The sequence below is a fragment of the Pseudonocardia ammonioxydans genome (assembly GCF_900115005.1).
Lineage (GTDB): Bacteria > Actinomycetota > Actinomycetes > Mycobacteriales > Pseudonocardiaceae > Pseudonocardia > Pseudonocardia ammonioxydans.
The window spans coordinates 1-13,966 of record NZ_FOUY01000077.1 but is presented as its reverse complement, the minus strand read 5'-3'; the positions used below and the strand labels follow the sequence as shown (position 1 = coordinate 13,966).

General features: G+C 72.1%; 16 protein-coding genes and 1 tRNA gene. 10 read left to right on the top strand and 7 right to left on the bottom strand.

Annotation, left to right across the window (positions count from 1 at the left end; genetic code table 11):
- Nucleotides 1–298: transposase (locus BM093_RS32575; RefSeq protein ID WP_177238851.1), on the top strand; the 298-nt coding region annotated here is incomplete at its 5' end.
- 52 nt (nt 299–350) lie between these two features.
- Nucleotides 351–884 (top strand): site-specific integrase, encoded by a 534-nt coding sequence (locus BM093_RS32570; protein WP_177238850.1) that lies wholly within the window; start codon nt 351–353, stop codon nt 882–884.
- Nucleotides 885–964: 80 nt separating this feature from the next.
- Here the strand turns inward: BM093_RS32570 and BM093_RS32565 are convergent.
- Nucleotides 965–1,035 (bottom strand) — tRNA-Gln (locus BM093_RS32565).
- 212 nt (nt 1,036–1,247) lie between these two features.
- On the opposite strand from BM093_RS32565, the gene BM093_RS32560 reads away from it, so the two are divergent.
- The 5 genes from BM093_RS32560 (at nt 1,248) to BM093_RS32540 (ending at nt 5,457) form a co-directional block, all read left to right on the top strand.
- Nucleotides 1,248–2,483, top strand: coding sequence for a class I SAM-dependent methyltransferase (locus BM093_RS32560; protein WP_093356589.1), 1,236 nt, complete (start codon nt 1,248–1,250; stop codon nt 2,481–2,483).
- Nucleotide 2,484: 1 nt separating this feature from the next.
- The gene (locus tag BM093_RS32555; protein ID WP_093356579.1) at nt 2,485–3,324 is read left to right on the top strand and encodes a sugar phosphate nucleotidyltransferase; all 840 of its coding nucleotides are present in this window, start codon (nt 2,485–2,487) and stop codon (nt 3,322–3,324) included.
- Nucleotides 3,325–3,371: 47 nt separating this feature from the next.
- A complete protein-coding gene (locus BM093_RS32550) occupies nt 3,372–4,061 on the top strand; it encodes a PIG-L deacetylase family protein (protein ID WP_093356575.1) in 690 nt (229 codons plus the stop codon).
- Nucleotides 4,062–4,093: 32 nt separating this feature from the next.
- Nucleotides 4,094–5,122 carry an NAD-dependent epimerase/dehydratase family protein gene (locus tag BM093_RS32545; protein WP_093356570.1) on the top strand — a complete coding sequence of 343 codons (1,029 nt, stop codon included), beginning with the start codon at nt 4,094–4,096 and terminating at the stop codon, nt 5,120–5,122.
- 65 nt (nt 5,123–5,187) lie between these two features.
- Nucleotides 5,188–5,457 carry a DUF2277 domain-containing protein gene (locus BM093_RS32540; protein WP_093356566.1) on the top strand — a complete coding sequence of 90 codons (270 nt, stop codon included), beginning with the start codon at nt 5,188–5,190 and terminating at the stop codon, nt 5,455–5,457.
- On the opposite strand, the gene BM093_RS32535 is transcribed toward BM093_RS32540, so the two are convergent.
- The 5 genes from BM093_RS32535 to BM093_RS32515 form a co-directional block, all read right to left on the bottom strand.
- A complete protein-coding gene (locus BM093_RS32535) occupies nt 5,445–5,873 on the bottom strand; it encodes a DUF6069 family protein (RefSeq protein ID WP_093356563.1) in 429 nt (142 codons plus the stop codon). The two genes, BM093_RS32540 and BM093_RS32535, sit on opposite strands and share 13 nt — an antisense overlap.
- Nucleotides 5,870–6,478 (bottom strand): TetR family transcriptional regulator, encoded by a 609-nt coding sequence (locus tag BM093_RS32530; RefSeq protein ID WP_093356560.1) that lies wholly within the window; start codon nt 6,476–6,478, stop codon nt 5,870–5,872. The genes BM093_RS32535 and BM093_RS32530 overlap by 4 nt, the downstream gene beginning before the upstream one ends.
- A gap of 69 nt (nt 6,479–6,547) precedes the next feature.
- Nucleotides 6,548–6,952, bottom strand: coding sequence for a RidA family protein (locus BM093_RS32525; protein WP_093356558.1), 405 nt, complete (start codon nt 6,950–6,952; stop codon nt 6,548–6,550).
- A complete protein-coding gene (locus tag BM093_RS32520; RefSeq protein ID WP_093356555.1) occupies nt 6,949–7,713 on the bottom strand; it encodes an IclR family transcriptional regulator in 765 nt (254 codons plus the stop codon). The genes BM093_RS32525 and BM093_RS32520 overlap by 4 nt, the downstream gene beginning before the upstream one ends.
- Nucleotides 7,710–8,729, bottom strand: coding sequence for a sugar kinase (locus BM093_RS32515; protein WP_218163037.1), 1,020 nt, complete (start codon nt 8,727–8,729; stop codon nt 7,710–7,712). Before BM093_RS32515 ends, BM093_RS32520 begins: the two co-directional genes overlap by 4 nt.
- A 119-nt stretch (nt 8,730–8,848) precedes the next feature.
- Between BM093_RS32515 and BM093_RS32510 the strand changes: the two genes are divergently transcribed.
- The 3 genes from BM093_RS32510 (at nt 8,849) to BM093_RS32500 (ending at nt 13,390) form a co-directional block, all read left to right on the top strand.
- Nucleotides 8,849–10,117, top strand: coding sequence for an alanine racemase (locus BM093_RS32510; RefSeq protein ID WP_093356547.1), 1,269 nt, complete (start codon nt 8,849–8,851; stop codon nt 10,115–10,117).
- The gene (locus BM093_RS32505) at nt 10,117–11,712 is read left to right on the top strand and encodes an N-acyl-D-amino-acid deacylase family protein (RefSeq protein ID WP_093356544.1); all 1,596 of its coding nucleotides are present in this window, start codon (nt 10,117–10,119) and stop codon (nt 11,710–11,712) included. Before BM093_RS32510 ends, BM093_RS32505 begins: the two co-directional genes overlap by 1 nt.
- A 142-nt stretch (nt 11,713–11,854) precedes the next feature.
- Nucleotides 11,855–13,390 (top strand): GntP family permease, encoded by a 1,536-nt coding sequence (locus BM093_RS32500; RefSeq protein WP_093356541.1) that lies wholly within the window; start codon nt 11,855–11,857, stop codon nt 13,388–13,390.
- Nucleotides 13,391–13,437: 47 nt separating this feature from the next.
- On the opposite strand, the gene BM093_RS32495 is transcribed toward BM093_RS32500, so the two are convergent.
- Nucleotides 13,438–13,966: transposase (locus BM093_RS32495; RefSeq protein WP_177238849.1), on the bottom strand; the 529-nt coding region annotated here is incomplete at its 5' end.

The following is a 13,966-nucleotide window of genomic DNA, read 5'->3' as shown; positions in this document are numbered from 1 at the left end:
GCTGGCGTTCACCGCATATCCGCGCGAGGTCTGGCGCCAGATCTGGTCGAACAACCCTCAAGAGCGGCTGAACAAGGAGATCCGCCGTCGCACCGACGTGGTCGGGATCTTCCCCGGCCGCGACTCCCTGATCCGCCTCGTCGGCGCCGTCCTGGCCGAACAGAGTGATGAGTGGACCGAGAACCGCCGCTACATGGGCCTCGATCTACTGGCCCGCTCACGCATCCGCATCGTCACCACCGAAGCCGCACCGACCGGCAGCGAGGCACTCATGACAACCGAGGCGATAACCGCCTAGAATCCCGAACCAAGATCACGCGGAGTCGATCTCATACACCACTCCGCCGGACGTGACCCGACGTGGCGAGGTCCTCGGGCTGACCTGGTCGGACGTTGATCTCGACGCAGGAACGCTGCGGGTCAGGCGCACCGTCCAAAAGCTCGATGGCGCCTTCGTGTTCGGCGAGCCCAAGAGCGCACGCTCTCGTCGGATCCTGCCCCTTCCGGTCGTCTGTGTGGATGCGCTTAGCCGGCAGCCCGAGATCAACCGAGGGCGCGCGAAGGGGAAGGCGCAGCGGGTGCCGGGCCAGCCGACAGATCTGGTCTTCGTGTCGGCGTCGGGGCAGCCCGTGGATCCGCGCTCGGTGAATCGGGCCTTCGACCGGCTACTCGTCCGCGCCGAGGTGCCGCACTCGCGCGTCCACGACCTCCGGCACACCTGTGCGACCCTGCTGCTCGCCGAGGGCGCGTCCGACCGGGAGGTCATGGAGCTGCTCGGGCACAGCTCGATCGGCATCACGATGAACACCTACGCGCACGTGCTGGACGAGTCGAAACGTCGCATGGCCACGCGGATGGATGGCCTGTTCGGCGGGGACGGTTGATGTCAGAACTGGATGTCAGGAGCAGCGCACGGCCCGGCCGGGGTAGACCCTGCCGGGCCGATTCGCATGTCAGGCGCTTGCTCCGCCGCCAGGATTCGAACCTGGACCATCGGAACCAAAATCCGAGGTGCTGCCTTTACACCACGGCGGATCGTGGGGCCCGCTCATCGTGGCACGTCGGGTCCGGCGCCCCGGCGGCGGACCTCCCGGTCCGGTTGCTTTGCGATGGCCCATCTCACGGACAAATACCCACTATGGGACGGTGTGACCCCGCGCGCGGTCCCCGCGCGTCGAGTTGACAGACTGATGTGCGTGCTGAATACGGATGCCTCTGGGGAGGCCGGCGGGGTGGGGACGGCGGCGGTGTCCGGCACCACGATCACATGTCGGCTGTGCGATTCCACGGACCTGCGCAGCTTCTGCGACCTCGGTGCGACACCGCCCTGCGAGCTCTTCCTCACCCCCGCGGCGGCCGAACGTCCGGAGGCCACCTACCCGCTGCACGTGCGGGTCTGCAACTCCTGCCTGCTGGCCCAGCTCCCGCCGGAGATCACACCCGAGGAGACCTTCTCCGAGTACGCCTACTTCTCCTCGTTCAGCTCGTCCTGGGTGGAGCACGCCCGCCGGTTCGTCGACGCCGCCGTGGAGCGGGCCGGGCTCGGTGCGGACTCGTTCGTCGTGGAGGTCGCGTCCAACGACGGCTACCTGCTCCAGCACGTCGTCGCCAAGGGCATCCGCTGCCTGGGCGTGGAGCCGAGTGTCAACGTCGGCGAGGCGGCCCGGGAGAAGGGCGTCCCGACGCTGACCGCGTTCCTCGACCCGGAGACCGGTGCCCGGGTCCGCGCCGAGCAAGGCCCGGCCGACCTGGTGTGCGGCAACAACGTGTTCGCCCACATCCCCGACGTCGTCGGCTTCGCGCAGGGCCTGCGCGCGATGGTCGCCGACGACGGCTGGGTCTCGATCGAGATCCAGCACCTGCTCACGCTGGTCGAGCGCAAGCAGTTCGACACGATCTACCACGAGCACTTCCAGTACTACACGCTGCTCACCGGGCAGCGGGCGCTCGCCGCGGGCGGGCTGACCCTGGTCGACGTGGAACTGCTCGACACCCACGGCGGCTCGATCCGGATGTGGGCGCGCCCGGCCGAGGTCGGCGGGACCCCCTCCGATCGGGTCCGCGAGGTGCTCGCCGCCGAGCAGGCAGCCGGGCTGCACTCCCCGGAGGGGCACGACGGGTTCTCCGAGGCCGTCTCCACCATCCGCGACGACCTCGTGTCGTTTCTGATCGACGCCCGCCGCCAGGGCAGGCGCGTCGTCGGCTACGGGGCGCCCGGCAAGGGCAACACCCTGCTGAACTACTGCGGCATCCGGCCCGACCTGCTCGAGTACACGGTGGACCGCAACCCGTACAAGCACGGCCGGTTCACCCCCGGCACCCGGATCCCGATCCACGACCCGGAGCGGATCGCGCAGGACCGCCCCGACTACGTCCTGATCCTGCCCTGGAACCTGCGCACCGAGCTGATCGAGCAGCTGTCCTACGTCCGCGAGTGGGGCGGCCGCCTGGTCTTTCCGATCCCGTCGCTCGAGGTGGTCTGACGTGAAGGTCGTCCTGTTCTGCGGTGGCTACGGAATGCGGATGCGCGACGGCGCGTCCGACCTTCCCAAGCCGATGCATCCGGTGGGGCCGCGCCCGCTGATCTGGCACGTGATGCGCTACTACGCCCACTTCGGGCACAAGGACTTCGTCCTGTGCCTGGGCTACGGCGCGCACCACATCAAGGACTACTTCCTGCACTACGACGAGACCGAGTCCAACGACTTCGTCCTGCACCAGGGCGAGGTCGAGCTCATGGGCAGCGACATCAAGGACTGGAACATCACGTTCGTCCACACCGGTCTGGACTCGCCGATCGGCGAGCGGCTGCGCCGGGTCAAGGCGCTCGTGGCCGGCGAGGAGATGTTCCACGCGAACTACGCCGACGTCCTCACCGACGCCCCGCTGGACCGGATGGTCGAGCAGTTCTCCGGCACCGACGCCGTCGGGCAGCTGATGGCCGTCCCGCCGCAGTCGGCGTTCCACTGCGTCGACGTGACCGACGACGGCCGGCTGGACTCGATCACCACGCTGCAGGAGATGCCGCTGTGGGAGAACGGCGGCTACCTGATGTTCCGGCCCGAGGTGTTCGACTACCTGGAGAAGGACGGCGACCTCATCGGCGACGTCTGCGCCCCGCTCGCCCGCAAGGGCCGCATGTCGGCCTACCGGCACCGCGGGTTCTGGCAGCCGGCGGACACGGTCAAGGAGCGCAATGCGCTCGAGGCGGCCTACCAGAGCGGCGCCCGGCCGTGGATGCTGTGGGAGTCGCAGGACACCGACCGCGACCCGCTGCAGGCCGCGATCGCCGAGCTGCACGCGAGCAGCCACCAGCGGGACTGACCGGCGACCACCGAGACCGAGCGCGAGTTCCGGGAGAACGAGACACCGTGCTGAACCTGCTGCCCGAGCGGCTCGACCGCATCCTGCTGCTCGGCGCGCACTGCGACGACATCCCCATCGGGGCGGGCGGCACCCTGCTGGAGCTGTGCCGCGCCTACCCGGGGGTCCGGGTGACCGCGCTGGTGCTCACCGGCGCCGGCTCGCTGCGCGAGGAGGAGGAGCGGGCGGCGCTCACCGCGTTCTGCCCGGGTGCGAACCTCGAGATCATCGTGCTGGACCTGCCCGACGGCCGGGTGCCGCAGCACTGGGAGCGGGCCAAGATGGCGTTGGAGGACCTGCGGTCCCGGGGCGAGCCGGACCTGGTCATCGGGCCCTCGCCGCACGACGCGCACCAGGACCACCGCACGCTGGCGCAGATGATCCCGACCGCGTACCGCGACCACCTCACGCTCGGCTACGAGATCCTCAAGTGGGAGGGCGACCTCGCCCAGCCGACGGTCTACCTGCCGCTCGGCGAACCCGTGCTGCGCGAGAAGATCGCGAAGCTGAACGAGCACTACGGTTCCCAGCGCGACCGCACCTGGTTCGACGACGAGACGTTCCGCGGCATCGCGCGGGTGCGGGGCGTGCAGTGTCACGCCCGCTACGCCGAGGCGTTCCACGTCCAGAAGCTGACCCTCTCGGTCGCGCCGATCGCGGGGTCCGAGCCGGTCCCCGGCTTCGGCCCCACCACCTGACCTGCCTGAACCACACAGTCGAAGGGACCACCATGCGGGTACTGCTCACCGGACATCAGGGCTACCTGGGAACGGTGATGGCGCCGATCCTCGCCGCCGCCGGCCACGAGGTGACCGGACTCGACTCCGGCCTGTTCGCCTCGTGCGTGCTGGGGCAGCTCGACACCCCGGACGTCGAGGGCATGTCGACCGACGTCCGTGACGTCACCGTCGAGCAGCTCGCCGGCTTCGACGCCGTCGTGCACATGGCGGCGCTGTCGAACGACCCGCTGGGCGCGCTGGCCCCGGAGATCACCTACGACATCAACCACCACGCCTCGACGCGGCTGGCGACGCTGTCGAAGGAGGCCGGGGTCGGGCGGTTCGTCTACGCCTCGACCTGCTCAGTCTACGGTGCCCAGTCCGGGGACGACCTCGTCGACGAGGACGCCCCGCTGAAGCCGGTCACCCCGTACGCGATCTCCAAGGTCCGCGTGGAAGACGATCTCGCCGCGCTGGCCTCCACGGACTTCGTGCCGGTCTCGATGCGCAACGCCACCGCGTTCGGCTTCTCGCCGCGGCTGCGGGCCGACATCGTGCTGAACAACCTGGTCGGCCGCGCGGTCCTCACCAACGAGGTCACCGTGCTCTCCGACGGCACCCCGTGGCGCCCGCTGGCGCACGCCGAGGACATCGCCGGGGCGGTCGTCGCGGCGCTGGGCGCGCCGGCCGACGTCGTCCGGGCCCGGGCCTACAACGTGGGCACCGAGAAGAACAACCGGACCGTCGCCGAGATCGCCCAGGCGGTCATCGAGGCCGTGCCGGGCTCGACGCTGAACATCACCGGCGAGGCCGGGAACGACCCGCGCTCCTACCGGGTCGACTTCTCCCGCGCCCGCAAGGAGCTCGGCTTCGAGGCGTCCTGGACGATCCCGGCCGGAGCCGACCAGCTCGCGACCGAGTACAAGGCCCGGGGCCTGACCCAGGACGCGTTCGACAACTCCTTCACCCGCCTCGCCGTGCTCAACGCCCGGCAGCAGGCCGGCGAGCTGGACGAGTCGATGCACGTCGTGCGGGGCTGAGACGGCCCGTGAGTGGTTATCGTGGCTCCGGCCGCGATAACCACTCACGAGCGCCGGAGGCGCCGATGTGTCGCAACATCCGGACCCTGCACAACTTCGAGCCGCCGGCCACGGCCGACGAGGTCGACGCCGCGGCGTTGCAGTACGTCCGCAAGATCTCCGGGGCGTCGAAGCCGTCGCAGGCCAACGCGGAGGCGTTCGAGAAGGCGGTCGCCGCCGTCGCCGAGGCGACCCGGGAGCTGCTGGGCGGGCTCACCACGACGGCGCCGCCCAAGGACCGCGAGGTCGAGGCGGCCAAGGCACGCGCCCGGGCGGAGCTGCGCTACGCGCGCTGAGAGCGAACATCGGGGCCCGCGGCTCCGGCACCGGCCCCCGGCCGGCCGAGCAGCCCCGGGATCAGCAGGGCTGCGACAACCAGGTGCATCACCGCGAGCGCGGCCCGGGTTCCGCCGTCCATGCCGTCGTCGATGAGCGGCAGGAAGGACACGGCGAGTACCGCTGCGGCCACCCCGGCCCAGACGGCGCGGGCGTGCCGCGGCCCGAATCGCTCCAGGGCGGCGAGCAGTCCCCAGCCGGAGAGTGACGCGAGCAGGGCCACGACCGTCACGGGTCCGGCACCGAGGTCGAGCACCTGCTCGCCGTCGGCGATCCGCAGCCGGTGTCCCAGCAGCGGGTCGGTGACCAGCCACACGAGGACGGGGGCCAGGACGGCCGAGGCGGTCGCCCCGAGGCGTCGTCGCCGCGTGCTCACGCCGCGCTCCCCGAGAGCGTCCCGTGGAGGAAGACCTCCACCAGTTCCTGCGGTGTCAGGTCCGGCTCGTCCCCGGTACGCGGCTGGACGAAGAGCAGCCCGAAGAACAGCGCCGCGACCTGCTCCGGTGGTCGGCGCAGGGCAGCCCGGTCCGGCTCCAGCAGCTCGGCGAGGGCGGCGCGGATCCGGGTCGCGGATTCCTCCCGGCCCGCGCCGCGCACCGTGCCGGGGTGCTTGCCGCCGCCGTGCCCCAGCGACCCGAGGATCGCGCCCATCCTGGACATGTGCGCCTGCAGCGCCTCGGCGGCTTCCGCGAGCCGGTCGGGCAGCGGCGCGGACACGTCGATCGCGTCGAGCTCACGGACCGCGTTCTCGGGGGAGAGCGCCTCGGTGATGCAGGCCTGCAGCAGCTCGTCCTTGTCGGCGAAGACCCGGAAGATCGTGCCCTCGCCGATGCCCGCAGCGCGGGCGATCTTCGCGGTCGTCACCGAGGTGCCGTACTCGGCGATCAGCGGAATCGCGGTCCTGATGATCATTTCGCGGCGCTGCTCGGGTGACATGCCGGGAGCGCGGCGGCGAGTGCTCGGGTTCTCGGGTGCGGTCATGACGACGAGACTACGGAGTGAGTACTCACTCCGTCAATGAGTGAGCACTCACTCCGATCGTCTGGCGGGTCAGTCCGCCACGACGGCGAGCGCGTCGATCTCGACCAGCATCACCTCGTGCGGCAGCCCGGCGAACACCGTCGTGCGGGCCGGGAGGCTCCCGTCCGGCACGTGCTGCGCGACGAACTCGCCGTAGGCCTCGTTCATGGCGCCGAAGTGTGCCCGGTCGGTGAGGTAGACGCGGAACATCAGGACGTCGGCGACCGACGCCCCGCCGGCCTCCAGGATCGCCCGCACGTTCTCCAGCGTCCGCAGCGTCTGTGCCTTCACGTCCCCCGGCGCGATGTAGGTCGCGGTCGCCGGGTCCATCGGGCCCTGTCCGGAGACCTGCAGCAGGCCGCCCTTGCGGATCGCCTGGCTGAACGTGTGGGCGGGGGCCGGGGCGTCCGGGGTGGAGACGACGGTCGTGCTCATCGGGAGTGATCCTCTCGGGTCGGGCGCCAGCCGTGGTCCCGGGAGATCGTCCCGGTCACGGCCAGCAGGGACGGGACCAGCTCGATCAGCTGGTCGTAGGTGGCGACGATGCTCGGCACGGACACCGACACCGCGGCCACCACGGTTCCGGCCGCTCCGCGGACCGGTGCCCCGATGCAGTTGATCGAGGGCTCGTTCTCCTCGCGGTCCTGTGCCCAGCCCTGCTCGCGGACGCGGGCCAGCTCGTCGAGGTAGGCGTCGCGGTCGATGATCGTGTTCGGGGTGCGGGCGCTCAGGTCCGCACCGTCGAGCACCTGGGCGGCCGCGGCCGGGGGCAGGTCGGCCAGCAGCACCTTCCCGGCGGCCGTGGAGTGCACCGGCCCGCGCAGGCCGACCCGGGACGCCATCCGCACGTGGTCGTGCGACTCGAGCTTGTCGATGTAGACGATCTCGCTGCCGACCAGCTCGGACAGGTGCGTGGTGTGGCCGTGGGCGCGGTTGAACGCGAGCAGGTGCGGGGCGGCGATGGAGCGGACCTCGCGCTGGTCGAGCCCGCGCGACGACAGCTCGAACAGCTGCGCACCGAGGTGGTAGCGGTGCTGCGCGTCGCGGTGCACGAAGTGCTCGTCGGCCAGCGTGCGCAACAGCCGCAGCACGGTCGTCTTGTGCACCTCGAGCTGGGTCGCCAGCTCGTCCAGCGACGCCGGCCCGTCACCGAGCACGGTCAGGATCCGTAAGGCCTTCGCCAGGCTCGCACTCATGCCGGTACCCCTTCCACGATCCCGCCCGGGCCGATGCGCAGGCCCGCCCACGCCTCGACGCCGAGGTCGAGCAGCCGCGCGGGCAGCGGCGGGGCCGAGTCGCCGTCGACGACGAGCACGGCTGCGGCGCCGAGGTGGCCGCGGCGCAGGCACCGGCCGACGTCCTCGCCGCGGACCAGCCCGGTCAGCAGGCCGGCGGCGAAGGCGTCCCCCGCCCCGACCGGTTCGACGACGTCGACGGCCAGCGCCGGTCGGGTGGTCACGGTGCCGTCGCGGTGCACGGCGACGGCCCGCTCGGCACCGTCCTTGATCACGACCAGCTCCGGCCCCGGCAGGTGTTCGCGCAGCCCGGCCGGGTCGGCGGTGCCGAACACGCGGTCCGCCTCGTCGGCCCCGGTCAGGACGACGTCGGCCCGCCCGGCCAGGTCGGCGACGACGGCCGGGTCGCCGTCGGGCCACATCTGCTCGCGCCAGTTGACGTCGAACGAGACCCGGTAGGGCCGTGGGCGCCTCGCGCCCACCCCCACTGACCCCGTCCCCGCCGCCAGCGCCCGCAGGGCCGCCGGGCAGACCGCGGCGGTGATCCCGCCGACGTGCAGCCAGGACGCGGCCGCGAGCCGCTCCCGCACGGCCGGTCGCTGCGCCAGCTCCGCCCCGGCGGTCGAGGCCGCGGAGCCGGCGCGCCGGTAGTGCATCCGGGTCCGGAGGCCGTCCACACCGGACTCCAGTGACTTCGCGTAGCGGCCGGTGGGGTGTGCGGGGTCGACCTCGATCCCGCCGGTGTCCACCCCGGCCGCGGCGAGGGTGCGGGTGATCAGGAGGCCGTGCGGGTCGTCACCGACCCGGCCGATCCAGGAGACCGGCACCCCGGCGGCGGCGAGGTCGAGGGCGACGTTCACCTCGGCCCCCGCGGCCCGTGCCGGGGCGGCGGGGTCGTCGAGCGCGCCGGGGTCCGCCACCAGGGCGAGTGCCTCGCCGAAGCACACCACGCGACCCGTCCGACCTGCGGTTTCCACTCCTCGAACCCCTCCACTGCCGTTGACCCGGGTGTCCGGCCGATGCTAGAACGGCGACACCGAAATACGCAACCAGCGCTGCAAAATACGCAACGTTGCAGCTCAGAGGGGAGTGCGGGATGACGAGTGCGACGGAGGCCGGTCTCCGGCTCGGACCGCTCGGTGGGGAACGACCCGGCCCGTTCGCCAAGTCGGTCCCGCCGCTCACCGGCACGGTGGGCGAGTGGCTGGCGTCCGCGCCCCGGCTGTCGGCGCTGGCCACGCCGGTGCTGACCCTCGACCGGTCCGCACTGCACGCGAACGCGGCGCGGATGGATCGCTGGTGCGCCGGGCACGGTGTCGAGCTGGCCCCGCACGGCAAGACGACGATGGCCCCCGCGCTGTGGGACCTCCAGCTGCGCACCGGGTCCCGCGGGATCACGGTCGCGACGCCGTGGCAGGCCGCGGTGGCGATCGAGTTCGGTGTCCGGTGGGTCATGCTGGCGAACTCGCTGGTCGACCCGGCCGGGCTGCGCGCGGTGTCCGCCGCCCGCGACGCCGATCCGGGGCTGGAGCTCCTCAGCTGGGTCGACTCGCTCGACACCGTGGCGGCGATGGAGGCCGGGGCCGGCGCGCCGCGGCGGCCGCTGACCGTCGTCGTCGAGCTCGGCGCGCCCGGCGGCCGGACGGGGACACGGTCGGTCGCCGAGGCCGAGCGGGTGGCCGCGGCCGTCGTCGCCAGCCCGGTGCTGCGGCTCGGCGGCGTCGGCGGCTACGAGGGCGCCCTCGCCCACGACCCGTCGCCGGAGTCGCTCGGAACCGTCCGGGCCTACCTCGACGACCTCGCCGCACTGCACCGGCGGCTGCTCCCGCTCTACGAGACCGACGAGGTCGTCGTGACCGCCGGCGGCAGCGCGTACTTCGACCAGGTCGTCGCCGCGCTGGCCGGGCTCACCGACGACCGCACCCGGGTGGTGCTGCGCTCGGGTGCCTACCTGGTGCACGACGACGGCTTCTACCGCGGCATCTCCCCGCTGGCCCGGGAGGACGGCGAGCCGTTCCGGTCGGCGATGCACGTCTGGGCCCGGGTGGTGTCCACCCCGGAGCCCGGCCTGGCGCTGCTCGACGCCGGCAAGCGCGACGTCCCCTTCGACGAGGGCCTGCCCGAACCACAGCTGATCGCCGACGAGCTCGGCCGGCCCGCCCGCCCGCTGACCGGCGAGGTCACCGCCGTCAACGACCAGCACGCCTTCCTGCGGACCGACGAGCCGGTCGCGGTCGGCCAGGTGGTGCGCCTGGGTCTGTCGCACCCGTGCACCGCATTCGACAAGTGGCGCTGGATCCCGCTGGTGGACCACGCGGACGAGCCCGACCCGCGGGTCGCCGACCTGGTGCGGACGTTCTTCTGATGCGCACGCTGCTGCGCGGCGGCACCGTCGTCGACGGGACCGGAGGACCCCGCTACACCGCCGATGTACTCGTCGACGGCGACCGGATCGCCGCGATCGGCGACGGCGCGGGCAGCAGCCCGGACCGGGTCGTCGACGTGCGCGGGATGGTCGTCGCACCCGGCTTCGTCGACATGCACGCTCACTCCGACCTGCGGGTGCTCACCGAGCCCGCGCACCTGGCGAAGATCTCCCAGGGGGTGACGACCGAGCTGCTCGGCCAGGACGGGCTGTCGTATGCCCCGGTCGACGACGACGTCCTCGCCGTCCTCCGCCGCAAGATCGCCGGGTGGAACGGCGACCCGGGTGCGGACCTGTTCACCTGGCGCAGCGTCGCCGGGTACCTCGACCGGCTCGACGCGGGCATCGCCGGCAACGCCGCCTACCTGGTGCCGCACGGCACGGTGCGCGCGCTCGTCTGCGGCTGGGACGACCGGCCGGCGGGCCCGGAGGAGATCGCGCGGATGGCCGACGTCGTCCGCACCGGGATGGCCGAGGGTGCGGTGGGGCTCTCGGCCGGGCTGACCTATACCCCTGGGATGTACGCCGACGGCGGCGAGCTCGTCGAGTTGTGCCGCGCGGTCGGGGAGCTGGGCGGGTTCTTCGCCCCGCACCACCGCAGCTACGGCGCCGGTGCCCTGGACGCCTACGCCGAGATGATCGACGTCGCCGACCGGGCCGGCTGCGCACTGCACCTCTCGCACGCGACGCTAAACTTCGGTCCGAACCGCGGCCGGGCCGGCGAGCTGATCACCATGCTGGACGCGGCGATCGCCCGCGGCACCGACGTCACCCTCGACACCTACCCGTATCTGCCCGGCGCGACGACCCTGTCGGCGATCCTGCCGAGCTGGTCGCAGTCCGGCGGGCACGAGGCGACCCTCGCGCGGTTGCGCGACCCGGACACGCTCGCCCGGATCCGGGAGGACCTGGAGGTCCACGGCTCGGACGGCTGCCACGGCGTCGTCGCCGAGTGGGACACCATCGAGATCAGCGGCGTGACGAACCCCGAGCTGGCCGGGCACGTCGGGCGCACGATCGCCGAGATCGCCGGTCCGCACGACCCGTTCGCGACATGTGTCGACATCCTGCTACGCGACGACCTGGGCACCGGGATCCTGCAGCACGTCGGGCATGAGGAGAACGTGCGCGCGATCATGCGCCACCCGCGGCACACCGGGGGGAGCGACGGGCTGCTCACCGGTGCGAAGCCGCACCCGCGGGCGTGGGGCACGTTCCCGCGCTACCTCGGCCACTACTGCCGCGAGCTCGGCCTGTTCACGCTGGAGGAGTGCGTCGCGCACCTGACCGGCCGGGCCGCCGCCCGGCTGGGGCTGGCCGACCGCGGGCTCGTCCGGACCGGGTGGGCCGCGGACCTGGTGGTGTTCGACCCGGACGCGGTGACCGACACCGCGACCTTCGCCGAGCCGGCCCAGCAGGCCGCCGGGATCGGCTACGTCCTGGTGAACGGGACCGTCGCGATCGACGGCGGGGACCGGACCGAGGCGCTGGCCGGCCGCGCGCTGCGCCGCCGGGCCGACGGGAGCACGGCATGACCTGGGCTCCTCTGCTCTGCGCACCGATACGCACCACCCGCCCCTTGCCCTGCTCACCGGGGCGCACCACCCGTCCCTTGCTCTGCTCACCGCTACGCACCGGTCCGGCCCGGACCGCTGACGCCCCTGCAGGAGAACCCCGATGACGGCCTTCCTCGACTGGCTGCAGAACGACACGTCCGGCCTGCTCACGCTGGCCGTGGCCGGCGTCGCGCTGCTCCTGCTGCTGATCATGAGGCTGCGGCTGGAGCCGTTCATCGCGCTGATCGTGACCGGCCTGCTGGTGGCCCTGGTCGCCGGTGTCTCGATCACCGACCTGGTCGGGACCCCGATCAGCTCGTCGGACTCGCTGCTGGAGACCGGGTTCGCCGGGATCCTCGGCCACATCGCGCCGATCATCGGTCTGGGCACCGTGCTCGGGGCGATCATGGAACGGTCCGGGGGAGCGGACGCGCTCACCGAGCGGCTGCTGCGGCTGTTCGGGCCGAAGGGCGCACCGCTCGCGATGGGTATCACCGGACTGGTGCTCGGCATCCCGGTCTTCTTCGACATCGGGATCTTCGTGCTGGCGCCGCTGGTGTACGTGGCGGCCCGGCGCGGCGGGCGCTCGCTGGTGCTCTACGCGCTGCCGATGCTCGCCGGCCTGTCGATGACCCACGCGTTCCTGCCGCCGCACCCCGGCCCGGTCACCGCGGGCGGTCTGCTCGGCGTCGGGATGGGCTGGATCATCGCGATGGGTCTGCTCTGCGGTATCCCGGCGTGGCTGGTCAGCGGCGTGTGGTGGGGCTCGGTGATCGGCAAGCGGGTGCTGGTCGAGGTCCCCGAGGACGTCCCGGGCGGGTCCGGGCCCGCCGGTGGCGCCCCGGCGGGCGACGGCGGCCCGACCGTCGCCGCGGACCCGGTGCCCGGCGCCGGCGCGCCCTCCGGTGGTGCCCGGCAGGCCGTGACCGGCACCGTCGAACCGGATGCGGCCGGGACCGCCGGGCGGGCCGCGGTCGTGACCGCACCGCCGTCGGTCGGCCTGATCGCACTCATCATCGCGGTGCCGATGCTGCTGATCCTGGGTGCGACGGTCGGTTCGGTCGCGCTGGCCGAGGGCACCACCCTGCACGACGTGCTGGTCTTCCTCGGCACCCCCGCCATCGCGTTGACGATCAGTGTGCTGCTGGCGATGTACCTGCTGGGTGTCCGGCGCGGGACGTCGATGGCCGAGCTGAGCCGGATCTCCGGCGAGTCGCTGCGCCCGGTTGGGATGATCCTGCTCGTCGTGGGGGCCGGTGCGTTCTTCGGCAAGGTCCTGCAGGAGACCGGGGTCGGTGACGCGCTGGCCGGGTCGATGACGGCGATCGGCCTGCCGGTGATCGTCTCCGCCTACCTGATCAGTGCCGCGCTGCGGATCGCGCAGGGCTCGGCCACCGTCGCGATCGTGACGACCGCGGGGATCATCGGTCCGACCGTCGCCGACGGCGGCTACTCGCAGCCGCAGATCGCGCTGATCGTCGTCGCGGTCTCCGCGGGCTCGATCATCGCCAGCCACGTCAACGACGGCGGGTTCTGGATCGTCGCGAAGTACTTCAACATGTCGGTGAAGGACACCCTGAAGACCTGGACGGTCCTGGAGACGATCCTGTCCGTCGTCGGGTTCGCCGCCGCGGGGCTGGTGTGGGTGTTCGTGTGACCCGTGAGTGGTTATCGCGGCTGTAAGGAGAATCAACCGCAGCCGGTCTACGCGGGTCGCTCCAGGGTGACGCGGTAGCCGAGGTTGTGGAGTTGGCCGATGAGGCGGTCGCGTTGGCGGTCGGCGTTGCGGCGGGTGAAGTAGTCGCCGCCGAGGTCTTGGTAGTCGCAGTCGTTGGTCAGCAGGTGCCAGCTGATGACCAGGATGGAGTGGGCGACCGCGATCGCGGCCTTCTTCTTCCCGATCCGGCGTGCCAGTCGCCAGAACTGGGCCGAGAGGTAGGTGTCGCGGGTCCGGGCGGCGGACCAGGCGCACTGGGTCAGGATGTCGGTCAGCCAGACGTCGCCCTTGGTGGTCTTGCCCGAGCCGCGTTTGCCTCCGGTGATGTTGTTGCCCGGTGCGAGTCCGGCCCAGGAGGCCAGGTGTGCTGCGGTGGGGAAGCGGGTCATGTCGACGCCGATCTCGGCGATGATGGTTTCGGCGGCCCGTTTCCCGACCCCGGTGATGGTGTCGAGCCGGTCACGGGCCCGGTCGAAAGGGATGACGCCGTCGTCGCCGGTGTGGGTGGTGAACAGG